Genomic DNA, 24,752 nt, shown 5'->3' on the forward strand with positions numbered 1-24,752 from the left:
GACCTGGGGCGGGCAATCCCGCTCTACGAACAAACCCTGCACGACAGTGAGCGCGTCCTGGGCAACGACCACCCCCACACACTGGCCGCACGCAACAACCTCGCCGACGCGTACCGAGCAGCGGGAGACCTGGGGCGGGCAATCCCGCTCTACGAACAAACCCTGCACGACAGTGAACGAGTGTTGAGCCCGGGCCATCAAATCATCGCGGTAGTGCGGGAGAACCTGAAACGAGCGCGGCCCACTTAGCTCGAACACGATGAGCAGACCGGCAGCAGCTCGCGAAGGGCTACGGACTGGATCACACTCGATCGAGCCGGACGGGCGTAGGTGTGGTTCCCCACCCGCTACAGGGCACGGCTGGCCGGCCAGCGGCCCGAGCTGCTCGGACAGCAGCCCTTCCCTTGGCCCGGCGCGGGCCGGGCATGCGCTGACCGTGAACGAGGTCGCGTGCCGGCCGCCGGGCTGGAGATCCCCGACCCCGACCACTTCACCGTCGACGGCCAGGCGTCGACCCGGACGCGCTGCTCCACTACCGCACCGGTCCGGGCGGGCGCGGCCCGGCGTTCCAGGCGCTCGTCGACAGACCGCGCCACCGCAGAGCCCGGGCGCCTGGGCGCGCGGCCGGCCGCCCACGCGCGCCTGCATGGCCGGGCCACCGCGCTCCCGTCCGGCCCACGGCAGCCGGTGCAGCCGAGGACACCGCGGGAGGAACGACGGCCGCACCGCCCGCCCCTGTCGAGGCTGCTGTTCGTCCTCGACGGCACCGCAGCAGCCAGGAGGAAGCCGGCGACGAACAGTCATCGCACCGCGCGCAACCGGTGCGGCGCGAGCCGCCGGCGGGCGGGCATGAGCAGCGGCGGGCTGGGTAGCAGGACCGGCGGCTGACGACGCAGCGGACCTCTGGGTGCCGGCGGGGAAAGCTGTCACGGGCGGTGGCGCACACAAAGACCTGGGGAGGTCGTGCGCCACCGCCCTCAACACGCCACCCGCCCCGAACTCACGGCCCGCACCGGACCCCAACCATGGCCGCCCGAACCCCGACCACGGACCCCGGCCACCCCGACCATGCAGGTCAGCCCACTGCGCACACACCAGCCGGTGCGCACCCGCGACAGCCGCCTGCGCACCGCACAACCCGGCTGCGCAGCCCTTGCGCAGGCGAGTGCGCAGCCACCCCGACCACGACGCCGTCCAACCCCAACCATGGGCCGTCCAACCCCAACCATGGGCCCTGACCATGCAGGTCAGCGCCACAATGCGCAGACTCGTCACGCAGCCGCACACACCGATGCCTGGGCCCCGGGCATCAGCCCAGCCGGACGCCGCAAACGCCCGGCTGCGCAGTGCACAGCCGCCTGGTGCGCACTGCGCAGCGGGCGGTCCTTCAGTGCGCAGCTGGCCGTTGCGCAGCCGGTGCGCAGAACCCGGACCGCGCGGCTGCACAGGCCTCGGCCACCGGGCACGGGGAGAGGTTCGGTTGAGGACCTGGGCCACATCGGCATCCCCACCAGATACCTCCCGGCCGCGCGAGGGCCGGCAATGTCCGGGCCCTTCAGTTCCATCTGGTCCACCGCACGACGGGCGACCACGGCCGGGTCGATCGCGGGAGCTCCGGGGGCGGCGCCGTCGGGCAGCCACATCCACACCGTCCGCCCACCTTCGCACCGCACCTCGTAGACCGCGCCGTCCTCGCCCGGCCGGCCGGGACGGTAGCTGATGCTGCCCTCCAGCGGCTGCGGCGACATCCGCTCGTGGGCGCACTTCGGCGCATCCGACGACGCCTGCGAGCCCGAGCTGGAAGGAAGCGGGCGGCCGGGAACCGGGCAAGCCCTGGGCGCCGCCGGACCCACCGGAGGTGCTGCCGCCGCCGGCGCACACCTTCACGAACCGCGTCGAGCTGGAGCAGTTCGGGCCCACCCCGCGGCCGCCTCCGTCGGCGTGAGCGGCCGGGGCCGCGGCGGCCGCCAAGAGCACCGCGGCCCCGGCCGACAGGGCCCAGCCCCTACGCGGGCGGGGGGTCAGCATTCCGGGCCGTCCGTGGCGATCCGGGTGATCATCCACCGGCCGCCGTCCCAACGCTCCGCGCTCACCGTCATCACGTAGCGCAGCGGCTGCTCGGTGGGCAGCGGGACTTCCTTGCCGGCCTTGACGGTGCGGTAGCGAGAGAGGTCCACGCAGTCGGTCAGCGTCGCCGTGGGCACCTTCGCGTCGAGGTCCAGCTTGGTCACCTTCACGTCGTGGCCAACGTGCCCGGTCACGAGGGCGCCGGAGTCCTTCAGGTTGTCGACGCCGTCACGGATCGCCGCCAGGGCCTCGTAGGTGGCGTACCGCTCCACACCCGTGCCTTTGGTGGAGGCCGTCCGGTAGGCCTTCGCCTGCGCGGCCAGCATCCGGTCGTACACCTGGCGCACTGCCCGCTCCTGCTCGGCGTCCTCACCCACCGGCTTGCGCACCGTCGACTCCGGCACCGGTCCGGGCGAAAACTCACCCCACGCCGACGGCGACGACGACGTAGCCGTCGGCTTCGCTTCCCCTGCGCCGCCGCCGTCGTCGGTGTTCCCGCAGCCGGACAGCACCACCGCCAAGGCCAGCACACCGGCCACGGCCGCACCCCGCGCCTGTAACCGCACCCTCAACCCCTCACACTCACGTGATCACATATGGACTCACCGTAGCCAACCCCGCACCCGCCGTGACAACCCGCCCCGGGACAGCGTTCGAACACGTTTGCCAATCGCGCCGTATCCTGCGACGAGAGGCGACCAGCACCTTGTCGCCCGGAACAGGAACCGCCATGACCACCCGACGCCCCCTCCCCCGCCCGCCGAGCCCGACCCCTCCGCACTGATCTGCTCCGGCGACCTCGTCGGCCCCTGCGCCACCTGCCAGCGCAAGACCCACAAGTACGGCCGCGGCGGCAGCCCGCTGTGCCAGTGGTGCATGGCAGCAGCGAAAGAGAAGTGGGGCCCGGGCGTACGCCACACCGACACGCGTTCCTGACCCGCCAGCCTCCCTCGACAGCTCCCGCCCTGTCCGGTGACAGCGAACCTTGACCGTTTGCCACTGAACATTGACCGCTGCTTGATGGCGCAGTGGCGTCGGCTGTTGGCTACCGGGTGAGCGCGGCAAGGTAGGCGTCCAGGGGCTGTACATACCCTGGGAGGCGTTCGAGGAGGTCCCACCAGCGGATGGCCGAGATCTCCTCGGTGGGCTCGAAGACGCGGGGCTCGGCGCAGGATCCTGCGTACAGGGCCAGATATTCGGCTCGCCGGTCAGGCGCCAGCACGAACTGCGCGTAGCCGATAAACCGCAACCGTTCGTCAGGCTGCTGCCCGCTCTCCTCCAGTAGTTCGCGCACGACCGCCTGGCGGGGGGTTTCACCCTCTTCGATGCTTCCCCCTGGAAGCTCCCAGGACTGACGGTGCCGATCGAAGACCATGAGGACCCGACCGGCTCGCCACAAGGCCACCAGCGCCGCCGACAGCAGGGCGTCCTGCGGCGGCGCTGCCTCGCCGCCCCGCGCGAACGAGATCAAGGAGTTGCCACGGTCATCGGCTGCAAGCGGTTCATCTGCGGGGTAGGCCACGGTCGGATGCTTCCCCGAGCGACTCCACGAGAAGCCCTCCGCCTACGCGCTCCGGCCGGTCAAACGTCAGTGGCAAACGGTCAAGGTTCAGTGGACCGGACACGCCCGGCCTGGCCGCGCCGCCCGTACGACGCGACCCTAGAATCGAAGCCGGTGAGTCCGGAGGCGCTCGCGGAACCGGTGGGCTCTGCCGTCTGCCTCTGCTGCACGTGGGCCGAGGACGCCGCCGCGCGCGGCGGGCCGAGTTGCCGGTCGAGGAGACCCGCGAGGGAGTCGAGATCCTGAAGGCCCTGCGCCCTCAATCCGACCTCGCCAGGATCGCCTCCGTCGAAGAACCCGTCGACGAAGTACCCGAGCCCACATCCCTGCTGGCCCGCCCCGACGCCATCGCGGAATGGGAGGCGACGCATGACGTGCTGCCCGTGCTGCGCAGCCTCCCGCCGAGACAGCGCCAGATCCTGGCCTGGACCCTGGCCGGCTTCACCCCCACCGACATCGCCGAGCTCCTCGGCCTGCGCGCTGAGACCGTACGCGCCAACCTCATGAAAGCCCGCCGCTCCGCGGCCGCCTACCTCACGGCACGGGAGGAGGAACAGTGACCGACCACCGAGCACACCACCACGACGACCAGACGGTGGACCGCCGGCTCGCTCAGCACCAGCATGCCCTGACCAGCGCACTGGACGACGTCCTCGACGTCGAAGCCGGACTGCGCGAGATCCTCATCCACTCCCGCCAGGACACCGCCGCTGACGACCTCGACACCGTCCTGGACACCGAAGCCGGACTCGCCGCCATCCTGCCCCCCACCCCAGAACCAGCCGCCCCGCCCAGCACACACCGCGCCCCCCACGACCACACCGGCGCACAGGAACTCCTCCGCACCCTCAGCCCTTCAGACCGCATGACCCTGCGCGACCATCCCCACGTCAAACAAGCTTTCCGAGACCTCGCCCGCGACCACGATTTCCTCGCTCCCGCCCTGATCATCGTCCGCCCTCTCAACCTCATCCTCGACCTCGCCTTCGACCTCGCCCGCGACCTCAACCGCGACCTCGATCTCGCCCTCCTCGGCCGCCGCCTCAACCGCAACCTCGGCTACGCCCGTGACTTCGCCGGCCGCTTCGCCCACAACCTCGACGGCTCCATCAACCGCGACTTCCAACGCGCCCGCGCTCGCGCCCGCTACATCAACCGCCTCCTCGACCTCGCCCTCAGCGACGACCACGCCAGCGACCGCGACTTCCGCCTCGACCACGACCTCGACTTCCAACGCGCCCGCGCCCGCGCCCGCGACCTCAACTCCATCCTCGACCTCGCCCTCGCCCGTGCCAGCGACCTCGACCTCGACCATGCCAGCGAGGCGGCGCGCACCGTCGTCCGCACCGTCGTCGATGTCCGCACTACCGAGGTTGGCCGGGCCATCGGTGCGGCGCTCCGCCGAGAGCCCCCCATGCTCGATAAGAACTCGCTGCACACGCTCCTGGATGACTTCACCACCGCCGACTTGAGCGACGTCGACCTGACCGGCATGGATCTCAGCGGAGTCCACTGGTCGGAACGTGGCACACAGTGGCCGCCGGTCCTCGATGTCGAAGACCTCAAGGCCCGCTCCGACGAGACCCCGCGCGGCAGCGGAACCTGGATCGTCCGCTCCGGAACCGCCAGCATCCGCGACCCGGCCGAACTATGAGGAGAGGTGGCGTGATGACTGCGGGTCTGCACAGCTGCCCGGCGTCCCAGCAACCCGAAACTCCAAAAATATCCGACTGCGTTGCCCCGCCAGTGCCGACGCGGTTCGCCTCGGCCCCACCGCTCCGCCACGCCTTCCACGGGGGTCAGCGACTGCGGTAGCTGCTCGACGAGTTCGGCGTACTCGTCGCTGACGTCCCGGGAGACCACCCAGGACAACGAGGAACTTGGGCCGTCTCCAGGAGTTCCCGGTACGTGTCCTGGGGGCTCGGGTCCAAGAGGGCACGCACAGCACGAACGGTGTCCTTCATGTCCCGCTTCGACGGCCGTCCCTACGACGAAAACGCCGAGCGGCTGGTGCTGCGGGCTGTCCGCGAGGCGTGACGCAGAACGGCAGGGGTGTGCGGCGGGGTCCGCACGCCCTTGGGCCAGGACGCGGGGGATCGTAGGATCAGCAGGTCATCGCCGCGACGGGAGACAGGAAGCCGGTGCGAGTCCGGCACGGTCCCGCCACTGTGACCGGGGAGTGCACCCTTCGACACGCCACTGCGCGCCGCGCGGGAAGGCCAGGGGGAGCGTCGATCCGGGAGTCAGGACACTGGCCTGTCGCGGGCCCGTTCCGAGGAGCGCGGACTCCCCAGGAGGCTTCACGTGTACGACGGCACGTCCCGTCCCCCGCTGTTCACCCCTGCCCGCCGACGCCGCGCCCTGCGGGCGGCGGCCGCGGCCGTACTGTCGGCGGCCCTGCTGACCGCCGGCTGCGGATCGTCTCAGGACACCGCCAAGGACGCGAAGGCCGCGGCCTCGTCGGCCGACGGCTTTCCGGTCACCGTCGACAACTGCGGCGTGAAGACGACGTACGACAAGGCGCCCGCCCGCGTCGTCACCATCCACCAGCACCCGGCGGAACTCATGCTCTCCCTGGGCCTGAAGGACCGCATGGTCGGCACTGCCTTCTCCGACTCCGCCGTCCTGCCCGAACTGAAGAAGGACTACGAGGCAATCCCGGAACTGGCGAAGAAGGAGCCGTCCTTCGAAACCGTCCTGGAGGCCGAACCGGATCTGGTCTACGGCGGCTACGGCAGCGCCTTCGCCGAGAATGAGGGCCGCTCCCGCTCGGCATTCGCCGACGCCGGCATCGACACCCACCTCAACCGCGAGTACTGCGGCAAGAAGCGGGTCACGATGGCCGACACCTACGACGAGATCCGCACCATTGGCAGGATCTTCAACGTCTCCGGCCGGGCGGACAAGCTGGTCTCCGACCTCCAGGCGCGGGTCGGCAAGGTCACCGACGCCGTCGAGGGCGAGCCCGAGGTACCCGTCTTCGTCTACGACAGTGGTGACAAGACCGCCTTCACCGCGGGCGGCAAGAGCCTGGGCACCGAACTGATCCGGCTGGCCGGCGGCGAGAACGTCTTCGCCGGCCTCGACGACGTCTTCGGTGACGTCTCCTGGGAACAGGTCGTCGAACGCAAACCAGAGGTCATCGCGATCTACGACTACGCGGGCGCCGGAAGCGTCGAGCAGAAGAAGAAGTTCCTGCTCGCCCAGCCCGCTCTGCGGGACGTGCCCGCCCTCAGGAACAAGCGGTTCGTCGTGCTGCCGTTGACCGCCACCCTGGTCGGCGTGCGGTCCGCGTACGCGGTGGAGGACCTGGCCCGCGGCATCCACCCCGAGAGCTTCCGGTGACGGCTCCGGTCACCGACGACGCCACCGGGCGGGCCGTGAAACCGGGGAAACAGGACGACAGGCGGGCCGGGCCGGCCGGTCTCACCGTCACGCTCGTCGTCCTGGCCACCCTGCTGATGGTCTCCGCCACGGCGGGCCTGGCGATCGGTTCGGTTCAGGTGCCGCCCGGCCAGGTGTGGGGCATCGTGACGAACGCGCTGGGCGTCGACTGGGCGGAACCGGACTGGTCGCGGGCGCGGGAGACCATCGTGCTGGACGTCCGCGCGCCCCGCGTCCTTCTCGGGGCGGTGGCCGGCGCCGGACTCGCGGTCGTGGGCACCGCCCTGCAGGCTCTGATCCGCAACCCGCTCGCCGAGCCCTACCTGCTCGGAGTCTCCTCCGGGGCATCCCTGGGCGCCGTTGCGGTGATCGTGTTCCAGGTCACCCTGTTCGGGCCGGTTTCGCTGTCGGTCGCCGCGTTCGCGGGGGCACTCGGGGCACTGCTGCTCGTCTACGTCACCGCCCGCACCGGCGGTCGGATCACGTCGACCCGGCTGGTCTTGTCGGGTGTGGCCGTCGCGGCAGTACTGACCGCCGTACTGGACCTGCTGCTGCTGACCACCGACCGGGGCAATGAAGCCCGCGCGGTCCTCGCCTGGACCCTCGGCGGCCTCGGCGGCGTCAACTGGGACACTCTCTGGCTGCCCAGCGCCGCCCTGCTCTTGGGCATCGCCGTCCTCTTGGTGCAGGCCCGTAACCTGAACCTGCTCCTCGCCGGCGAGGAGGCCGCCACCACTATGGGTCTTGATGTAGCCCGCTTCCGCGCCCGCATGTTCGTCCTGCTCTCCCTGGTCACCGGCATCCTCGTCGCGGCGTGCGGACCGATCGGATTCGTCGGCCTGATGCTGCCGCACATCGTCCGCCTCGTCGTCGGCGGCGACCACCGCCGCGTCCTTCCCACGGCCGCGCTCGGCGGCGCCGTCTTCCTCGTCTGGGCCGACATCGCCGCGCGCGTTGTCGCCGCACCCATGGAGATCCCCGTCGGCGTGCTCACGGCCCTGTGCGGTGGCCCGTTTTTCCTGTGGCTACTGCGCCGCGACGCACGGCGGACCACCGACCGAGGAGAGGCATGACCGCCACTGAACTCGTCATCGACGGCGTCACCCTCACCGCCGGCGCACACCGCCTCGTCCAAGACGTCTCCCTGACGGCACGCCCCGGGGAGGTCATCGGGCTAGTCGGGCCGAACGGCAGCGGCAAGTCCAGCCTGCTGCGCGCCGTCTACCGCGTCCTGCGCCCCGTGACCGGCCACGTCACCGTCGACGGCGCCGACGCCTGGTCGCTGCCCGTACGGCAACTCGCCCGGACCGTGGCGGCAGTGGTGCAGGAGTCGGGCGCCGACTTCGACCTCACGGTGCGCGAGGTCGTCGCGATGGGCCGCACCCCGCACAAACGGCTGCTCGACGGGGACACCCCCGAAGACGCCGAACTGATCGAGACGGCCCTGGAATCAGTACACGCCACCGACCTGGCCCACCGCCCCTTCGCCCGCCTCTCCGGCGGCGAACGCCAACGCGTCCTCATCGCCCGCGCGCTGGCCCAGCAGCCGTCCCTGCTCGTCCTGGACGAGCCGACCAACCACCTCGACATCCGGCATCAGCTGGACGTCCTGGGCATCCTGCGCCGCCTGCCGGCGACGGTCCTCGTGGCCCTGCACGACCTCAACCTCGCGGCCTACTACTGCGACCGACTGTACGTCCTGCGCGACGGCACGGTCACCGCCTCCGGCCCGCCGGCTGCCATTCTCACGCCCCAACTACTGAAGGACGTCTACGGCGTGACGAGCGAGGTCACCGTCCATCCCCGTACGGGCGCCCCCCAGGTCACCTTCCTCCCCGGCGAGCCGCACCCGGCCGCACCGGCCACGGCGGATCAGTCCTTATCGTGACGGCTGCCACCTACCGCTGCACATAGGCGGACGGGTCGCGGTGGCAGTACGCAGGTGCCGTCGGGGTGAAACAGGACTGGTGGCGTGGGGTGCGAGTGCGCGCAACAGGGCTTCACGGACTGAGAGCGGCGGTGTCCCACACCAGGAGCAAGTCTGCGTTGTCCTGGGTCATCAGGTGTTTGCCGTCGCCATCGGCTCTGGTCGGCCGAGGGTACCTGGGAGCGGCTGTTCCAGCACGTCCAGGCGGCCGCCGATGCCGACGGCGAGCTGCGGCAGCTGCGCTGCGGTGGCCTGAAGCGGAGGCAGACTCGGAGCGAGTCCAGAACTGAACTGATCGGTACAGCAGGATGCCGCTTCTGTGCTGCACCGATGCTCACCAGTACGTGGGTGGAGCAGGCTGTCGGCGACCGAGCTTCGGGGGCCGGCCGGGCCATCTGCCGGTCGGTGTCCACGCCGCCGTCACAGAGCTGGGGTGCGCATAGCGGTGATCATGCCGGTTCTGCGCGTCAGCCGCCGGGGGCCGGCCGGACGAGGCCGCTCTGGTAGGCGATCACGACCAGTTGCGCTCGGTCGCGTGCGTGGAGTTTGGTCATCGCGCGGGAGATGTGGCTGCGCACGGTCAGAGGGCTGAGGACCAGTTGGTCGGCGATCTCGTGGTTCGACTTGCCCAGCGCGGCCAGCGCCATGACCTCGCGTTCGCGTTCGGTGAGCAGGCTGAGGCGTTCCGGTGTGGTGAGGGGCATGTGGTCGGCCGGGGTGGCCAGGAAGCGGGAGATCAGGGCACGGGTGGCCGTGGGGGAGAGCAGGGATTCGCCCGCGGCCACGGTGCGGATGCCTGCCAGCAGGACGTCGGGGCCGACGTCCTTGCCGAGGAATCCGCTCGCCCCGGATCGCAGGGCCATGGCGACGTTCTCGTCGTTCTCGAACGTGGTGAGGATCAGAACCCGGGTGCTCGACAGTTCGGTCCGGGCGCAGATGTCGGCCGTGGCGGCCAGCCCGTCGGTGTCGGGCATGCGGATGTCCATGAGGACGACGTCGGGACGGTGCTCGAGGGTGAGCTCTACGGCCTGCCGGCCGTCGGCCGCCTCCGCCACGACGGTCATGTCCGGATCGGAGTCGATGAGGATGCGGAACGTGGCCCGCAGCAGCGCTTGGTCGTCGGCGAGCAGAACTCGGATGGTCATGAGGTGCTTTCCTCGGAGCTGGGAAGGGGGAGCGAGCAGGCCACTTCGAAACCGCCATCGGAGCGCGGGCCGGCGTGGAAAGTCCCGCCTGCCGACAGGGCCCGTTCGCGCATGCCGAGCAGTCCGAAGCCACGGCTGCGGTCGGGGGGGCCGAGAGCGGTCCTGGGACGTGAGCCGGAGTCGTTGGTGATGGTGAGTGTCAGGTAGTGGCGGGTGTAGTTCAGCCGGACTCGTGCGGAGGGTGTGGCGGCGTGCTTGGTGATGTTGGTGAGTGCTTCCTGGACGATCCGGTAGGCCGTGAGGTCCAGGCCGGGCGGGAGTGGTCGTGGCCGGCCCTCGGTGGTGACGGAGACGTCCAGGCCCGCTGACGCGCAGGTCGCGAGGAGCTGCGGCAGCTGTTCCAGGCCCGGCGCGGGAGCCAACTCCTGGGAGTCCGTGTCCTGGCGCAGCAAGCCGACGGTGGCCTTGAGCTCGCGGAGGGCCGAGGCGGTCACTTCCGGCAGTTTCGCGATCATGGCGATGGCCTGGTCGGGATGGGTCCGGGCCAGATGGGCGGCGGTGCCGGCCTGGGCGTTGGCGAGCGCGAGATGGTGGGCGACCACGTCGTGCAGTTCTCGTGCGATGCGCATGCGCTCCTGGATCACCCGTCGACGCGCCTCCTCTTCCCGCTCCTGGGCGACGTGCTCGGCGCGGGCAATGGCGTACTCGCGGCGCACGCGCACGTAGCTGCCGAAAGAGGCGACCATCAGAACCCAGGCTGCCGGATTGACCAGGCCGATGATCCACTCGTGCGGAGAGTCGGTGGTGAGGAAGCCGGTGAGCGCGATCCCGGCCGCTGCCGCAAGGGCGCTGTACCAGGTGGTCCTGCGTTCGGGACGCAGGCTCACGGTGTACTGCGCAACCAGCATCGGGCCCATGAGCAGCGGCGTCAGGAGGTACCCCAGGAAGCCCTCGGTCATGATGCATGCCGTGGTCACCAGCAGTACGACAAAAGGGTGGCTGCGGCGGCGCAGCAGGACGGCGCAGGCGACGGCGGACAGCACGAGGCCGGGCCACAGGACGAGCGGTTCCACGGCGACCGTCCGCGTGAGGAAGACGCCGCCCACGGTGAAGGCGAGCAGCAGGCTCGTGGTGACCAGGTGGGCCATGTGAGGGCGGTTGGTGGCGCGGTGCTTCCATCGTTCGGTCATCGTCGTACTCCGAGGTGGGCCAGCCGGTTCAGGGTGGCAGACGCGCCGCGGCGCCGTTGCACGGCGCCGCGGCGCGTATTGAGGCGGCCTCGTGTCAGACAGTGCGGGCCGGCTCTCGCGTGTGAGCCTCAGCGCCCGTCGCAGCGGATGCCTGCGTCTGGGAGGTGAGTGCGGCGCCCTCGACGTCGACTCGGGGCAGCGCCTTGTCGAGCCACCGGGGCAGCCACCATGCCTTGTCCCCCAGCAGGGCGAGTACAGCGGGCACCAGGGCCATGCGGACGACGAAGGCGTCGAAGAGGACCGCGACAGCGAGACCGAACCCGATCGTCTTGATCATGGACTCTCCGGACCCGATGAAGCCGGAGAACACCGCCATCATGATCACGGCCGCGGCGACGACCACGCGGGCACTGTGCCGGAAGCCGCTCACAACGGCATGGGCGGGGCGCTCACCGTGGACGTACGCCTCGCGCATGCGGGCGACGAGGAAGACCTCGTAGTCCATGGCCAGGCCGAACACGATGCCTACCAGGAAGATCGGCATGAGGCTCATGATCGGGCCGGTCTGCTCCACTCCCAGCAGTTCGGCGCCCCAGCCCCATTGGAATACCGCAACGACCGTCCCAAGCGAGGCGAGGACCGACAGCAGGAAGCCGAGGGCCGCCTTGACGGGTACGAGGATCGAGCGGAAAACCACCATGAGGAGCAGCAAGGACAGCAGCACGATGACGGCCAGGTAGGGCACCAGGGCGTCCTGCAGGGCCTGTGCGATGTCGATGTTCATCGCGGTGCTGCCGGTGACCTCGAAGGTCGCACCGGTGTCCGCCTCCAGAGCGGGACGCTCCGCCCGGATGGTCTGGACGATGTCCTTCGTGGCCTCCTCGTTCGGGCCGGTGGCCGGCACGGCGGAGAAGAGTGCGGCGTCCCCGGCCTGGTTGAACTGCGGGGGCGTGACGGACACGACGCCTTTCGTGTCCTTGATCTGCTCGGCCACCGCGGTCGCTGCCGCATGCAGGTCAGCGGCTCCCTTGACGTCGGCGACGATGGTCAGGGGGCCGTTGAAGCCCGGACCGAAGCCGTCGGCCAGAGCGTCGTAGGCACGTCGCTCCGTCGTCGACGTGGGCTTCGCCTCCGCGCCGGGCATGCCCATCTCCAGCTGAGCGGCGGGCAGAGCCAGGGCTCCCAGACTGGCCACGCCCAGCAGAAGGACCGCCAGGGGCCGCCTCATCACAAAGCGCGCCCACCGGGTCCCGCCACTGCCGGCGGTCCCGGAGCGGCGCCCGGCGCCGCCGTCCCGCTTGCCGGGCTTACGGACCTTGCGGGACAGTACGGCGTTCGGCCACATCCCGAGCAGCGCGGGCACAAGGGTCAGGGCGACCAGGACGCCGACGGCGACCGCTCCGGCGGCGCACAGGCCCATCTTGGTCAGCATCGGCACGCCGACCACGGTCAGGCCGGCGAGCGCGATGATCACGGTCAGACCGGCGAAGACCACGGCGGAACCGGCCGTGCCGACCGCGAGGCCCGCCGCTTCCCGCGGGTCATGTCCGTTCGCGCGCTCCTCGCGGTATCGGGAGACCACGAAGAGGGCGTAGTCGATGCCGACCGCGAGCCCCAGCATCGAGGCGAGCGTGCCGGTGGTCATGGACAGCCCTAGGACGCTGCCGAGGGCGAGGATCGCGCACATGCTGACACCGACGCCGATGACGGCGGTGAGCAACGGCAGCCCGGCCGCGGCCAGGGAGCCGAAGGTGATCAGCAGGACGACGGCGGCGAGGGCGATGCCGATCGCCTCGGCCGACCCCCCTGCGGCCGGCTGCGAGGCGAGAGCGGTGCCGCCCACCTCCACCGTGAGCCCTGCTTCGCGGGCCTGGTCGATGGCCTTTTCAAGGCTCTTCTTGCTGGCGTCGGTCAGGTCATCGGCCTCGACCTTGTAGTCGACCGTGGCGTAGGCGGTCGAGGCGTCCTTGCTCACCGCGTGGGCTTTGAAAGGGCCGACGGCGCTGTCCACCTGTGCGCCCTCGGCGACGGTGGACACCAGCTCGTCGATGGCGGCCCGGTTCTCTTCGGCCGTCACCTTCTCCCCGCCGGGGGCGATGAACACGATGCGGGCATTGGCGCCGTTGGCGTCCGAGCCGGGGAAGCGCTCCCCGATCAGGTCGAACGCCTTCTGGGCCTCGATGCCGGGCATGAACGACGTGCCCTCGTCACCGGCGGCAGGGGCCTTGACGGCGCCGAGACCGACACCGCCGAGGACCACCACCCACAACAAGGTCACGAGCCAGCGCCGCCGGAAGGCGGTTCGGCCCAGTCGGTACAGGAAGGTAGCCACGAGAAGGTCTCTCCCAAAGTGGGTCTCAGGTAGATACCAAGGCTGTCCTTCCAGGTGCTGCCGGGGCATCGTGCCGGTGCCGTGACCTGGTCCTCGTGGCCATGCAGCAGGCAAGAGGCCGTCCTCGTGCGAGACGAGGACGCCGTTCTCCTACCTGAGAATGACCGCAGGGCGAAGAGACCCGGCCGCAACATCGGGGTCGCAGCAGGCATGGACGATCGGGCGGGGTGAGGACAACCCAGCTGCGGACCGCGCACTCGACCTGGTAGCTATTGGCAGACGGCCAACTGGTCCGAACGGCTCCCCAGGCACGGGCCAGCCAGCGGCGCGTGCCATCCGCACATAATCAAAAATTGGGTTCCATGACCTGCCGCCCGACCTGGAGCGCCACGCACCCTGCGCGAGTGGCACATGCGCTTCCTGCGGCACATCGACACCAAGACCAGCATGCTGCTGCGGCGGCAGGCAGAGGTGAGGCACGGTCGCCGGGTCAGGCCGGTGCCGCCGGAGTGGATTGTCGAGCTGGGTATCGTGCCGGCCGCCCGCCGGTGCAGGTCCACGCCGGCCCCTGCCACATGGCGGGCAGGCGGCGCCAGCCGGTCGGCCGCGAGGAGGCCCGCCGTCTGCTGGCCACCGGGCTGCGGGCCCCACTGCGACCCGACGTTCAGCCGCGCATCATCGACTTATCCGTCCCCGCACCACGCCCACGACAGGACGCCGCCACAACGCTGAGCCAGGGCCACCGCCCATGAGCTCCCTCCCCCCGCCGTCGGTCGCCGAGCCGGACCCCTCCGTCCTGACCTGCTCCCGGCGAGCGCGTAGGACCGTGCGCGACCTGCCAGCGCAAGACGCACAGGTACGGGCCCGGCGGGTCACCGCTGTGCCAGCGGTGACCCGCTGGCCGAGTGGGGCCCGGCATCCGCCAGCTCGGTGGACAGCGCAACGCCGGTGCCGACTTCGTCGGGCGGGAGGCCGGTGGTGTCGAGCAGCCGGCCGTCCAGCGGGCCCGGTGACCAGTTTGGCCAGGACGTTTCCTTTGGGTCATGTGAGTAGGCAGAACGAGGGCCGGATGGTCAGCTGAGTTCGGTGCGGCGGTGGTGCCCGTTGCTCAGTGACCGGGAGTAGGGGCGGTCATTGCCGGTCTGGTTCCTGGAGCGTGGGGGTGGGGTCGTGGTGGGGGTCAGGCCAGTTGGAAGGAGCGTTTGGCGAGGCCGACCATGTAGCCGTCGATGACGGTTCGGGCGGGCTGTTCGGGGTTCTTGGCAGTACCGAGGGTGATGAAGATGGGGAGGTAGTGCTCGGGGGTGGGGTGGGCGTAGGGCATGCCGGGTGCGCGGGTGTAGGAGGCGAGTTCGTCGACGTCGCCGCGGGCGAGAGCGTCGGCGGCCCAGTCGTCGAAGCCGGAGGACCAGGCGGGGACGGTGCCGTGGAGCATCATGTCGCGGGTGATGTGGGGCAGGCCGTGGACCATGAAGCCGGAGCCGATGACGAGGACGCCCTCATCGCGCAGGGGGGCCAGGCGGCGGCCGAGGGTCAGGAGGCGCTGGGGGTCGTGGGTGGGCATGGACATCTGTACGACGGGGATGTCGGCCAGCGGGTACATGGCCATCAGGGGGATCCAGGCGCCGTGGTCGAGGCCGCGGGTGGGGTGCTGGTGGAGGGGTTCGGTGTCGGGCATCATCGCGGCGAGGCGGGCGGCGAGGCCGGTGGCGTCGGGGGTGGCGTAGCGCATCTGGTAGTAGCGCCGGTGGAAGCCGCCGAAGTCGTAGTACAGCGGTGTGCCGGCCGCGGGGGCCGACAGCATCAACGGGGCGTCCTCCCAGTGCGCGGAGACGATCACGATGGCCTTGGGCTTGGGCAGGGACAGGGCCCAGTCGGAGAGTTCGCGCAGCCAGGGGCCGTCGTCGAAGAGGGGCGGGGCGCCGTGGCTGAGGTATATCGCGGGCAGGGGGCCGTCGGCCGGTGTCCAGGGGCGGTGTGCGGCGGCCCGGGTGAGGGCGCCGGGGAGGAAGGCGTCGTAGGCGCCGGCGGGGGTGGCGGGGTTCAGCAGGTCGGGCATGGTGGTCTCCGTGGCGGCTGCGGGCCGTCGAGCAGGCGGGGGTGGGTGTGGGATGGGGATCGGTGCGCCGCAGGCCGCCCGGGGCAGGGGGTGGTGAGGGATGCGGGTCAGGAGTGGAGCATCGGGGGGCAGGTGCGGCCGGGGTCGATGGCGTCGGTAACGCGGCGGCTGATCTCCCGCAGTTGCCTGGCCTGTGCCTTGGTCAGGGGGTCGATGACCAGGCGGCGTACTTCGGCGACGTGGCCGGGGGCGGTGGCCACGACCTTGTCCCAGCCGGCGTCGGTGAGGACGGCGAGGGTGAAACGGCCGTCGGCGGGGTCGGGGGTGCGGGTGAGCCAGCCCTTTTTCTCCAGGCGCTTGGCGGTGTGGGAGAGCCGGGAGAGGGAGGCTTCGGCGAACTCCGCCAGGTCGCTCATCCGCAGGGTGCGCTCGGGGGACATGGAGAGCCCGGCGAGGACCTGGTACTCGAAGTGGGAGATGCCGGCGTCCCGCTGAAGCTGGGCGTCCAGGGCGGCGGGGAGGCTGACCAGCATGCCGACCATGGCAAGCCAGGTCTGCTGTTCCTCGTCATCCAACCAGTTCGGCTCGTCGGTGTTCATACCCCCACAATAATTTGACGCTTCAAGCGCGACGGCGGCTGTCTCATGCATGGGTGTACCTCCCGCTCCGCGGCTGGACGGATCAAGGGCTGGGGCCTTCCCCGCCGACGGGGAGGGGGCAGCTCGCAGGTCAGCCGCGGGGGGTGTCGTTCAGGGGAAGGGCGCGCAGGTAGGCGGCGACCGCGATGGCGGCGACCGCCACATGCATGAGCATCAGGGCGATGATTCCGGCGGCGTCGGCGTGCGGCTTGTAGTCGCTGAAGAACATCATCAGGTCAGGGACCAGGGACACGACGACCACGGCGGGAACGAGCCGAGTCAGCAGAGCCCGCGGATCGGCCGAGCGGCGTCGGACGACCGCCCAGCCGGCCGCGCCGATGAGGACGCCCAGGACGGTGAAGGAGATGTAGGCGCCGGGCTGCAGGGGCTGGAAGTCGTCGGAGGCCCCCGCCGCCAGGGCGATCAGGGCGATCACCGCGTTGGCGACGCCCGCGGCCACGATGCTTCCCAGCAGCCATCCGGCGACCGCGCCCCGTCCGGGCGCCTGCGTTATGGACGTGGCCGAGGGTGCGGAAGAGGGTGAGGTGGACATGGGATCTCCTTGAAAGGGGACGAGTGGCGGAGGAAGGCGGCGGCGCGGGACCGGCGCCCGTGAAGAACGGCGTGTGCGGCTGGTTCAGTCGGCGAGTGCAGCGGTGAGGGTCGCGCGCAGCGCGGTGGTGGGCCGTCCGATGAGGCGGGAGAGGTCACCGGTGGTGCCGGCCAGGCGGCCTTCTGCGGTGCCCGCGTCGATCGCGACGAGCATCTCCACCACCGGCTCGGGCAGACCGGCCTCGGTCAGGGCCCGGAAGTGCGCCTCGGCGGGCAGGTCCTGGTAGGTGACCTGGGTACCGGTGACCGCGGTGATGTCTGCGGCGACGTCGTCCATGGTGAAGGCGGTGTCGCCGGAGAGCTCGTAGACGGTGTTGTCGTGGCCGTCGCCGGTGAGGACCACGGCGGCGGCTGCGGCGTAGTCGGCGCGCGAGGCCGAGGAGATGCGGCCGTCGCGGGCGCTGCCGATGATGACGCCGTTGGCCGCGCCCTGCTGAGCGGCGGGGATGTAGTTCTCGTTGTACCAGCCGTTGCGCAGCAGGCTGTAAGTCAGGCCACTGGCCTTGATCGCTTCCTCGGTGGCCTGGTGCTCGGGGGCGACGGGCAGGCTAGAGGCGTCGGCGTGAAGGACGCTGGTGTACGCCAGAAGGCCGGCGCCCGCGTCCTTGGCGGCGTCGATGACGGCCTGGTGCTGCGGGATGCGGCGGCCGACCTCGCTGCCGGAGATCAGCAGGATCTTCTCGGCGCCCTCGAAGGCGGCCTTGAGGGTGTCGGGGCGGTCGTAGTCGGCCTCGCGGACCTGGACGCCTTGTTCGGCGAGGTCGGCGGCCTTGTCCGGGGTGCGGACCGCCGCAACGATCTGGTCGGCGGGGAGGCGGGTCAGCAGGTCCTGGACGACCAGGCGGCCGAGCTGGCCGGTGGCTCCGGTGACGATGATCACGAGAAGGGCTTTCCGTCGGTTCTGTCAGGGATGCAGGCCACCGCCCTTCCGGGCGGGGTGGGCGGAGCTGGGCAGCGGGGCAGGATGGTGGTCCGGGTCAGTCGCCGACGTTGACGATGATCTTGCCGCGAGCGTGGCCGGCGGCGAGGGTCGCCAGCCCTTCGGCGGCCCGCTCCAGGGGGAGGACGGCGGCGATGTCGGCCTTGACGGTGCCCTCGGCGGCCAGGGCGGCCAGCGGCTCGATGACCTCGCGGACCGGGGTGGCCATGATGTTGCTGCCGGTCAGCCCGGCCGCGGCGAGGGCCTGCTCGTCGGCGGCGTTCAGGGTGCTGGCGACCGTGCCGCCCTTGCGCAGGGCACTCAGGGGCAGCCCTTCGGCACTGCGGGAGACCAGGTCGATCAGGCCGTCGACGCCGTCCGGGTAGGCGGCGGTGACCTGGTCGGCGACCGGCGCGGCGGCGGTGTGGTCGACGACCGTCGCGGCACCCAGACCGGTGAGCCGATCGGCGTCGGCGGGCGTCCCGGTCGCCACGACGCCGACGCCACGGGCGGCGAGCAGCTGCACGGCGTAGGAGCCGACGCCGCCGGTGGCGCCGACCACCAGGACGACCTGCCCCGGCTGGACGTCGAGGGCTTCGACGGAGGCGTAGGCGGCGGTGCCGGCCAGCGGCAGGGCCGCGGCCGTGGCGAAGTCCAGTCCGGCCGGCTTGGCCGCCACCGAGGCGGCCGGGAGCAGCGCGTACTCGGCGAGGGTGCCGGCCTGGATCGGCGGGGCGAGCAGGACGTGCCCGAAGACCTCGTCACCGGGGGCCACATGGTCGACGCCCGCGCCGACCGCCTCGACCACACCGGAGGCGTCCCGCCCCAGCACCAGCGGGTAGGCGTGGGGCATCATCTCGGCCATCATTCCCGAGGCCAGGGCGTTGTCGACGGCGTTCAGGGCCGCGTTCCTCACCCGGATCAGGACATGGCCGTCGGTGACCTCCGGGACGGGCAGGTCGGACACGGCGGGCTGGGCACCGGGCTCGGAAACGTTCAGTGCACGCATGGCGATCTCCGAAAGATTTTGAGTTCGATTTCGACTGGTTTGCGGCGAGATTAGAAGGCGTAAGATCCGAAGCGGCCCCACGCCACGACAGCGGCCAGGATCAGCAGGACGGCGTTCACGCCGATCATCTGCTGCTCCTTGCGGCGGGCGTGGACGACCGCAGCGCCGAGCATGAGGACCGCCAGCCCCGTGGCCGCCAGCGGCACCAGGACCGGCGCGACGTCCAGGGCCGCGGGCAGGGCCAGGCCGAGCGCGCCGAGCAGCTCCAGCGCGCCGATGGCCTTCACCGCACCAGCGGAGAAGTCGCCGGTCCAGCCCATCCCGGACGCGGCCAGCTTCTCCTTCGGCTGGGCGACCTTCATCAGACCGGCGAGGGCGAACGCGACGGCCAAGAGGCCCGCGATGATCCAGAGGGTGACGTTCATGGTGTCGGACCTTTCCCAATGACTTGAAGCTTCAAGTAAAGGTAGGCTGATTAACTTGAACCGTCAAGTGAAGTGGGGCGGTGCGTACGACGAGCACCGGCAGACCGGCTCCAGCGCAGCGGCTGGGCGCGGCCGACAGCCGCACGGCGGCTGCCGGCGTCGTGAGCGCTGCGCCCGTCGACCACCGAGGCGGCCACGGTGCGCGAGTGGCCGACGTGGGCGTCGGTCGGGATGGAGGGCGTGGCCTTCAAGCGGCTGGACGATCCCTACCGCCCCTTGGCGCGACTGGCAGAAGTACAAGACGCGCAAGACGACGGAGGCGGCGGTCGGCGCGGTATCGGGTCCCTTGACCTCGCCCCGGACACCACTGGGCCGGTTCGGCCCGGAAGGGCGCCTTCAGTACGTCGGCCGCACCACCACCCTCGCCAAGACGGCCGGTACGGCAGTGGCGGGGATGCCCCACCGGGCCCGGCGCGGGCATCCATGGACGGGCTGGTCGTTCTCCGCCGGGCGGGCCAGCAGGAAGACGCTGGACGTCACGCTGGTGGAGCCAGAACTGATGGTGAAAGTCGGCGTCGACGTCGCCCGCGACACCTCCGGCCGCTGGCGGCACGCTGCCCGCTGGCACCGGGCGCGCCCCGACGCCCCGACCTCTCCCCTGCCGACTCCCCTGCTGGTCGCCAGCGAGGTGACAGCGGCACGGGCGCGCGGGCGCCGAGTTGGACCGGGTTCGCCGCAGCTTCCGGACGGGTGATTTTCCCTTCGCGTACGCGTGCGCAGCTCCAGCCATACGGGTCCAACTCACCCCTTTTTACTTATGATTGACAGCCTTTCACGCTTCTTGCCATGTTCTGTTCGCCGCTTCGGGCGAACGAGCGAGAGGTGATCTCATGCGACGAACCGAGTACGACGCAAGCCAGGCCGCCAAGCGCCTGAAGGTGCCCGCAGCCGCCTTCCGGTGGGCGAGGCACACCGGCCTCATCCCCGCCCCGGACGCCTCCTCCGGCAGTGGTCCCGGGCCGCGGTCGAGGCGCTGGACGCCGACGCCATCCGGGCCGCGATGCCCTCCCCGCCGATCAGCGGCGGCGCGGCGGCCGACCGGATCGCCGACGCGCTCGGCACCCCGAACGTGATCGGCGAGAAGGCGAACGTGACCGCGTTCGTGGTGCGCCGGTTCGTCGACCGCGGCCTGCTGGTCAACCTCAGCGCGAACCCGGACGGAACGCTGCACCACCCCGACCAGGTCGACCAGGTCTGCCGCCGCGAGGACCTGGCGGACCTCGCCGCTGCCGACACCCCGCTCGGACCCGGGCAGGCCGCCGCCCGGCTCCGGGTACGACGTGCCGACTTCGACCACATGGTCCGGCTCGGAGGGGTCCGCTCCCCCCAGTCGATCGAGGTCCGCTTCGGCACCAGCCGGGCCGGAGCCGTCGACGTCGCGCTCTACACCACGGCGTCCATCGACGCGGTGGTCGACGCCCACCCCGAGGTCGACTGGGAGCAACTGCGCACCGTGGAGAAAGGCCGGCGCTCTCCGCTCGCGGCGCTGCGCCCGGCACCCGCGCCCACACCCGCCTGAGGTTGCGGGCGCCCGTACAGCAATACGTCGGCGCTCCCCCGTCCGCCGCGTTCCAGCCGTCCAGGAAGGCGGCCAGGGCCCGGCGTTGCTCTTCCTCGCGGGCGATCTGCCGGGCGAGGACGTCGCGGTCGATGTACGGGGCGACGGCGGCGAGAACCAGGCGCTGAAGTTCGGCCGGCTCCAGCGCCTCCACCTCCCACTGCACCGGGCGACGGCGGGCGAAGGCCGGCCACTTCGGAATCGCCGCGCTTGCCCTCGGTCGCGGGCAGCTCATAGGGGTGTCGTCGTCCGGGTTGGGCTTGCCTGCCGGGGCTGACCCGCGGGTCGCGGAGCAGGTCAGCCCTCGAGGCCGCACACGGCCTGACCCGTCACCGCGTTCCCAGCTCGGGGCCGCGCTGGTCACCGTGACCTTGGAGGCATCCGAGGCGCAGGCCCTGGCCGTACTGCTCAGCCGAGGTGACACACTCCCCCGGCAGGCGCAGCAGGCCGATGACGGCTGGGGTGCGGGCCCGGCGGAGACCGCGGCCGCCGTGCTCTCCGACGCACTTCATGCGTACGGAGCGGGCGCTTACGCACGAGTCCTGGCCTCGGGGCAGGTGAGCGCTGGCCTCACCCCACAGACCGCCCAGGCGGTGGTCACGGCCCTCAACGCCCGGACGGGCGCCGCATCACGCGGCAAGCGGCGCGGGCTCGGGCCTGGTTTCAAGGGGGTCACCGTCCGATAGCGGGCGGTGCGGCGTTGTTCCATCCGTCGTGCGCCGGCGCTCGGCCTGGGCTCGGGAGCGGGCGCAGCGGCGGGAGGGTGCTCTGGCTGCTCGCTCCGTCGTGGAGGCGCGGCGGTGAACCGCTCCGGGATCGGTGGAGGCTCTATGCGTTGACGCCAGCCGCCGGTCAGGGCTGGTGTTGGGCGTAGTAGTTGGTTTCGTGCTCGTGGGGCGGGACGTTTCCGATCGCGGAGTGGAGGCGCTGGTTGTTGAACCAGTCGACCCATTCCGCGGTGTCGAGTTCGACGTCGGCAAGGCCGTGCCAGGGCTTCCGCGGTTTGATCAACTCCGTTTTGTAGAGGCCGATCTGGGACTCCATGAGTGCGTTGTCCAGGGCGTCGCCGACGGTGCCGATCGAAGCGTCGATGCCGGTGCTCGTTGCGATCTTCAGCCCGTGGCTGGTCAGAACACGGCAGATCGGCTCGACTCCGAACACCTGGCGGTGTGCGTCGATGAACGCTACGAGCGTTTCGAGGGCCGGTCGAGCTCGGCCGCGAAGAAAGCCGACGCGGCCTTCAGGCTCTCGTTGGCCCGCCGCAGCTCGGCGTTCTCGGCCCGCAGCCGCTTGATCTCCGCGGCCTCCTCGGACGTGACGCCGGGACGCCGGCCGCCGTCGACTTCGGCCTTGCGGACCCAGGTCCGCACCGTCTCAGCCGCACCGATCCCCAGCTTGGCTGCGACCGCCTTCATCGCGGCCCACTCGGTCGGGTGGTTCGGGCGGATCTCCGCGACCATGCGCACCGCACGCTCACGAAGCTCGGGCGGGTAGGGGGACGGACGTGCCATGACTCGATCCTCTCAGGGAATCGAGCCTCCATCAGACCCGGAGCGGTTCACCGTCGTGTGGAGGCAGATCGGGCAGTGAACGTTGCTGCCGTTGTTCGGCAACATCACTGAACCACACGTGGACCTCGGCGCCGGGAAGCATTCAAACCGACTCTACTTAGATGGGCTCGACTTGCTTGCGGTTCAGGCCCGCCGGCAGGCCCTGCTCGCCGCCGACCGGTACCGCAATGGACGGAAGACTGCAGCACCAGGGCCTCCTGTTGCTCATGGACTTCAACACCCACGAGGTGTGCAGGAGGCCCTATCTCCATGCCCGGCAAGCCGGAAATCACCCGCCCGAGTCGCCGCACTCGAACCCACGCTCACCATGACCGGTACGACAACGGCTTCTCAACGAGGGCACGGATGATGAGCTATCTGGCTTTACCCCGTGACTGTGAACGTGGATCCGGACCTAGTCCTCGCAGACAAGGGTTTCGCCCCGAGCATGCCGGGTGCCGTTGACCTCTACCCACCCGCTGACATAGGCGCAGTTGTCATTGGCCCCAGAGACGTAAATACCACCGGCGTAGGTCGAGTAGACGCCCCTGTCGTACCATGAGGTGGTCCACCCAGCGCGACGCAGGCGGATTTCCATGTTGTGGCTGCCCGTCCGGTAGTCGTAGGTCTTGGCACAGTACGTTCCGCTGCCCGCGGGGTCCTTCCAGACCTGGATTTTTGCCAAGCCATCCGGCAGGGGCACGGTTCTTACCAAGTGCCCCTTGCAGTCGCCCGTGAACGGGCCCGCGTAGCCGGGCGGGGCCGCGTTCGCGGACGCGGATGCGGTGCCTGACCCAACGAGCGTGGCGCTGGCCACGATTCCGCAGACGGCGGCGGATAAGACGACGCTTCTTCTCGCCCCGAACTTCTTCATGGACGGCTCCCGTTGTGAGTCTTCATACGATCTCCAGGATGGGATGGGACGGTTGCGGCTTCACATCCTGGGCGAGTGGGCACCTGCGGTCTAGCTCTTAAGTCACGGCTTAAAGGGGCTGGGACGGCAGGCGCGTTGCCTCGCGCACCTGGGCACGAGTCTCCGGTGGCACCCGCGCAGGACGGCGCTGCGCCACCGGTCCGACGCCGCGGTGGTGCGCCTGGGGCTCACGGTTCCGTCAGGGCATCGGTCCGCAGCAGGGCCAGTCCGAGGGGTGTGATGAGGTGCAGCACGGACCCGCCTCGGCGGCTGGTCGTGATGAGGCCCGTGTTCCGCAGCACTGTCGCGTGCTGACTGGCCGCTGCGGCCGTGACGCTGAGGCGGCGGGCCAGCTCGCTCGTCGTGCAGCCTTCTGCTGTCACACGCAGGGCGCGGGCTCGCGTGTGGCCGAGCAAAGACTCCAGGTTCCGCACGGCGGAACCGTCCGCTTCTGCCAGTTCGGTACCGGTCAGCGGTCGGCGGAGAGCCGGCACGGTCAGTCGCGGCGGCTGGGAGGTATCGAGCGGGTCCCACAGAAAGCTCACCGAGAGCTTCGTGAAGATGGTGGGCGTGATGAGCAACCCCCTGCCGCGGAGATGCACCTCAACTCGGCGCGGGTAGGGCGCTTCGAGTACCGGCGGACGCCAGCGGACCAGTGGTGCGCAGACCGAACGCAGCAGCAGATCGACGCCGCCTTCCAAGACCAGGTTCGTGCAACGGGTGGACAGCGCGGCGAGTTCGGACCGCCCTCGATGCCAGTAGGGCTCCACGGTCAGCCGATGGCAGGCGCGCACCGCCTCTGCGAGCTCCCGCCTCGCGTCACGGTCGCCTTCGGACACTCGTCTGGCCCATGGCAGGTGCCTGCGGTGGAAGTCGAGGCCCTCGAGCTCGCGTCGCAGCCGGGACACCGGGGCGTGCAGCAGGTTGTCCACGGCGTGGTCGATACACGGCACATCGCCCATCAGGGCCAGCAGATCAAGCCCGGGGCCGCGCACCGGAACCAGGGACGTCAGAGGGCGCGTCTCAACTCCCATCTGGCCCACGACCACTGACCGCCAGGTGCGGAAGTGCGGAAGGTCCCGGCCTTCCCTCAGCAGCTCCAGGCTGTAGTAGACCTCCGCTGCGACGCCGATCGTCGCAGCCACCCGTGTCCGGGCAAGGTCTTCCGTCGTGAAGTGAATGCGTAACACCGACCGGCCCCCTGCCACCGAAGTGAAGCGCGTGAGCGCACCCCCCAGCATGCCCCAACCCGCCGCGCCCGATCCGGCACCCGCCCGATTCGCCGCACTCGAACCCTGACACCGCAGCCCGTACACCGCGCGGACACGCAGTCACGGGCACGGGTCTGGACGATCAACACGGATCTGGCGACGCCGACGGAAGCGATCACCACGGCCGTCAAG

The 24,752-nt window shown here is 70.6% G+C and carries 21 protein-coding genes, 2 pseudogenes and 1 riboswitch; of the genes and pseudogenes, 9 read left to right on the forward strand and 14 right to left on the reverse strand.

All coding sequences use genetic code 11. The features are described from left to right. Nucleotides 1–249 (forward strand): tetratricopeptide repeat protein (locus ABZY13_RS27465; RefSeq protein ID WP_356635321.1); only part of this gene is annotated, 249 nt, incomplete at its 5' end. Between the two features lie 1,772 nt (nucleotides 250–2,021). On the opposite strand, the gene ABZY13_RS27470 is transcribed toward ABZY13_RS27465, so the two are convergent. Together ABZY13_RS27470 and ABZY13_RS27475 are read right to left on the reverse strand one after the other, a co-directional pair. Further along, nucleotides 2,022–2,456, reverse strand: coding sequence for a hypothetical protein (locus ABZY13_RS27470; protein WP_356635323.1), 435 nt, complete (start codon nucleotides 2,454–2,456; stop codon nucleotides 2,022–2,024). Nucleotides 2,457–3,112: 656 nt separating this feature from the next. Beyond that, nucleotides 3,113–3,589 carry an NUDIX domain-containing protein gene (locus ABZY13_RS27475; RefSeq protein WP_356635325.1) on the reverse strand — a complete coding sequence of 159 codons (477 nt, stop codon included), beginning with the start codon at nucleotides 3,587–3,589 and terminating at the stop codon, nucleotides 3,113–3,115. 209 nt (nucleotides 3,590–3,798) lie between these two features. Between ABZY13_RS27475 and ABZY13_RS27480 the strand changes: the two genes are divergently transcribed. From ABZY13_RS27480 to ABZY13_RS27500, 5 genes are all read left to right on the forward strand, one after another. After that, entirely contained in the window at nucleotides 3,799–4,188 is a 390-nt protein-coding gene (locus ABZY13_RS27480) for a sigma factor-like helix-turn-helix DNA-binding protein (RefSeq protein WP_356635327.1), read from the forward strand. Next, entirely contained in the window at nucleotides 4,185–5,282 is a 1,098-nt protein-coding gene (locus tag ABZY13_RS27485; protein WP_356635329.1) for a hypothetical protein, read from the forward strand. Before ABZY13_RS27480 ends, ABZY13_RS27485 begins: the two co-directional genes overlap by 4 nt. Nucleotides 5,283–5,720: 438 nt before the next feature. Then, nucleotides 5,721–5,903, forward strand: a riboswitch (cobalamin riboswitch). Between the two features lie 29 nt (nucleotides 5,904–5,932). Then, the gene (locus ABZY13_RS27490) at nucleotides 5,933–6,973 is read left to right on the forward strand and encodes an ABC transporter substrate-binding protein (RefSeq protein ID WP_356635331.1); all 1,041 of its coding nucleotides are present in this window, start codon (nucleotides 5,933–5,935) and stop codon (nucleotides 6,971–6,973) included. A 35-nt stretch (nucleotides 6,974–7,008) separates the two neighbouring features. Next, the gene (locus ABZY13_RS27495) at nucleotides 7,009–8,085 is read left to right on the forward strand and encodes an iron ABC transporter permease (protein ID WP_356635394.1); all 1,077 of its coding nucleotides are present in this window, start codon (nucleotides 7,009–7,011) and stop codon (nucleotides 8,083–8,085) included. Then, nucleotides 8,082–8,900, forward strand: coding sequence for an ABC transporter ATP-binding protein (locus ABZY13_RS27500; protein WP_356635333.1), 819 nt, complete (start codon nucleotides 8,082–8,084; stop codon nucleotides 8,898–8,900). Before ABZY13_RS27495 ends, ABZY13_RS27500 begins: the two co-directional genes overlap by 4 nt. Before the next feature lie 506 nt (nucleotides 8,901–9,406). Here the strand turns inward: ABZY13_RS27500 and ABZY13_RS27505 are convergent. The 3 genes from ABZY13_RS27505 to ABZY13_RS27515 all read right to left on the reverse strand — a co-directional run bounded on the left by ABZY13_RS27505 (nucleotide 9,407) and on the right by ABZY13_RS27515 (nucleotide 13,606). After that, nucleotides 9,407–10,084 (reverse strand): response regulator transcription factor, encoded by a 678-nt coding sequence (locus ABZY13_RS27505; RefSeq protein ID WP_356635335.1) that lies wholly within the window; start codon nucleotides 10,082–10,084, stop codon nucleotides 9,407–9,409. Beyond that, the gene (locus ABZY13_RS27510) at nucleotides 10,081–11,274 is read right to left on the reverse strand and encodes a sensor histidine kinase (RefSeq protein WP_356635337.1); all 1,194 of its coding nucleotides are present in this window, start codon (nucleotides 11,272–11,274) and stop codon (nucleotides 10,081–10,083) included. Before ABZY13_RS27510 ends, ABZY13_RS27505 begins: the two co-directional genes overlap by 4 nt. A gap of 94 nt (nucleotides 11,275–11,368) precedes the next feature. Continuing rightward, complete coding sequence (locus tag ABZY13_RS27515) at nucleotides 11,369–13,606, reverse strand: MMPL family transporter (RefSeq protein WP_356635340.1); 2,238 nt, start codon at nucleotides 13,604–13,606, stop codon at nucleotides 11,369–11,371. A 575-nt stretch (nucleotides 13,607–14,181) separates the two neighbouring features. Here ABZY13_RS27515 and ABZY13_RS27520 point away from each other — a divergent pair. Further along, complete coding sequence (locus tag ABZY13_RS27520; RefSeq protein WP_356635342.1) at nucleotides 14,182–14,358, forward strand: hypothetical protein; 177 nt, start codon at nucleotides 14,182–14,184, stop codon at nucleotides 14,356–14,358. Between the two features lie 428 nt (nucleotides 14,359–14,786). On the opposite strand, the gene ABZY13_RS27525 is transcribed toward ABZY13_RS27520, so the two are convergent. The 6 genes from ABZY13_RS27525 to ABZY13_RS27550 all read right to left on the reverse strand — a co-directional run bounded on the left by ABZY13_RS27525 (nucleotide 14,787) and on the right by ABZY13_RS27550 (nucleotide 19,268). Further along, nucleotides 14,787–15,665 (reverse strand): class III extradiol ring-cleavage dioxygenase, encoded by an 879-nt coding sequence (locus tag ABZY13_RS27525; protein WP_356635344.1) that lies wholly within the window; start codon nucleotides 15,663–15,665, stop codon nucleotides 14,787–14,789. Nucleotides 15,666–15,772: 107 nt separating this feature from the next. After that, nucleotides 15,773–16,264: a MarR family transcriptional regulator gene (locus tag ABZY13_RS27530; protein WP_356635346.1), complete on the reverse strand. Its 492-nt coding sequence runs from the start codon at nucleotides 16,262–16,264 to the stop codon at nucleotides 15,773–15,775. Between the two features lie 130 nt (nucleotides 16,265–16,394). Further along, a complete protein-coding gene (locus tag ABZY13_RS27535; RefSeq protein WP_356635348.1) occupies nucleotides 16,395–16,856 on the reverse strand; it encodes a DUF6069 family protein in 462 nt (153 codons plus the stop codon). 84 nt (nucleotides 16,857–16,940) lie between these two features. Then, the gene (locus ABZY13_RS27540; RefSeq protein ID WP_356635350.1) at nucleotides 16,941–17,795 is read right to left on the reverse strand and encodes an SDR family oxidoreductase; all 855 of its coding nucleotides are present in this window, start codon (nucleotides 17,793–17,795) and stop codon (nucleotides 16,941–16,943) included. 97 nt (nucleotides 17,796–17,892) lie between these two features. Continuing rightward, nucleotides 17,893–18,843 (reverse strand): NADP-dependent oxidoreductase, encoded by a 951-nt coding sequence (locus tag ABZY13_RS27545; RefSeq protein WP_356635352.1) that lies wholly within the window; start codon nucleotides 18,841–18,843, stop codon nucleotides 17,893–17,895. A gap of 50 nt (nucleotides 18,844–18,893) precedes the next feature. Continuing rightward, nucleotides 18,894–19,268 carry a DoxX family protein gene (locus tag ABZY13_RS27550; RefSeq protein ID WP_356635354.1) on the reverse strand — a complete coding sequence of 125 codons (375 nt, stop codon included), beginning with the start codon at nucleotides 19,266–19,268 and terminating at the stop codon, nucleotides 18,894–18,896. 346 nt (nucleotides 19,269–19,614) lie between these two features. Here ABZY13_RS27550 and ABZY13_RS27555 point away from each other — a divergent pair, with 346 nt between their 5' ends. Next, nucleotides 19,615–20,022, forward strand: coding sequence for a hypothetical protein (locus tag ABZY13_RS27555; RefSeq protein ID WP_356635356.1), 408 nt, complete (start codon nucleotides 19,615–19,617; stop codon nucleotides 20,020–20,022). Between the two features lie 136 nt (nucleotides 20,023–20,158). After that, nucleotides 20,159–20,847, forward strand: a pseudogene (locus ABZY13_RS27560) (hypothetical protein). 891 nt (nucleotides 20,848–21,738) lie between these two features. Here ABZY13_RS27560 and ABZY13_RS27565 read toward each other — a convergent pair. The 3 genes and pseudogenes from ABZY13_RS27565 to ABZY13_RS27575 all read right to left on the reverse strand — a co-directional run bounded on the left by ABZY13_RS27565 (nucleotide 21,739) and on the right by ABZY13_RS27575 (nucleotide 24,539). Then, nucleotides 21,739–22,397 (reverse strand): annotated as a pseudogene (locus ABZY13_RS27565) (integrase core domain-containing protein). A 454-nt stretch (nucleotides 22,398–22,851) separates the two neighbouring features. Then, nucleotides 22,852–23,310 carry a hypothetical protein gene (locus ABZY13_RS27570; RefSeq protein WP_356635358.1) on the reverse strand — a complete coding sequence of 153 codons (459 nt, stop codon included), beginning with the start codon at nucleotides 23,308–23,310 and terminating at the stop codon, nucleotides 22,852–22,854. 227 nt (nucleotides 23,311–23,537) lie between these two features. Next, on the reverse strand, nucleotides 23,538–24,539 hold the full coding sequence (locus ABZY13_RS27575) for a winged helix-turn-helix domain-containing protein (RefSeq protein WP_356635360.1): 1,002 nt from the start codon (nucleotides 24,537–24,539) through the stop codon (nucleotides 23,538–23,540). Nucleotides 24,540–24,752 lie beyond the last annotated feature (213 nt).

It is taken from the genome of Streptomyces sp. NPDC006610 (assembly GCF_040611575.1).
Lineage (GTDB): Bacteria > Actinomycetota > Actinomycetes > Streptomycetales > Streptomycetaceae > Streptomyces.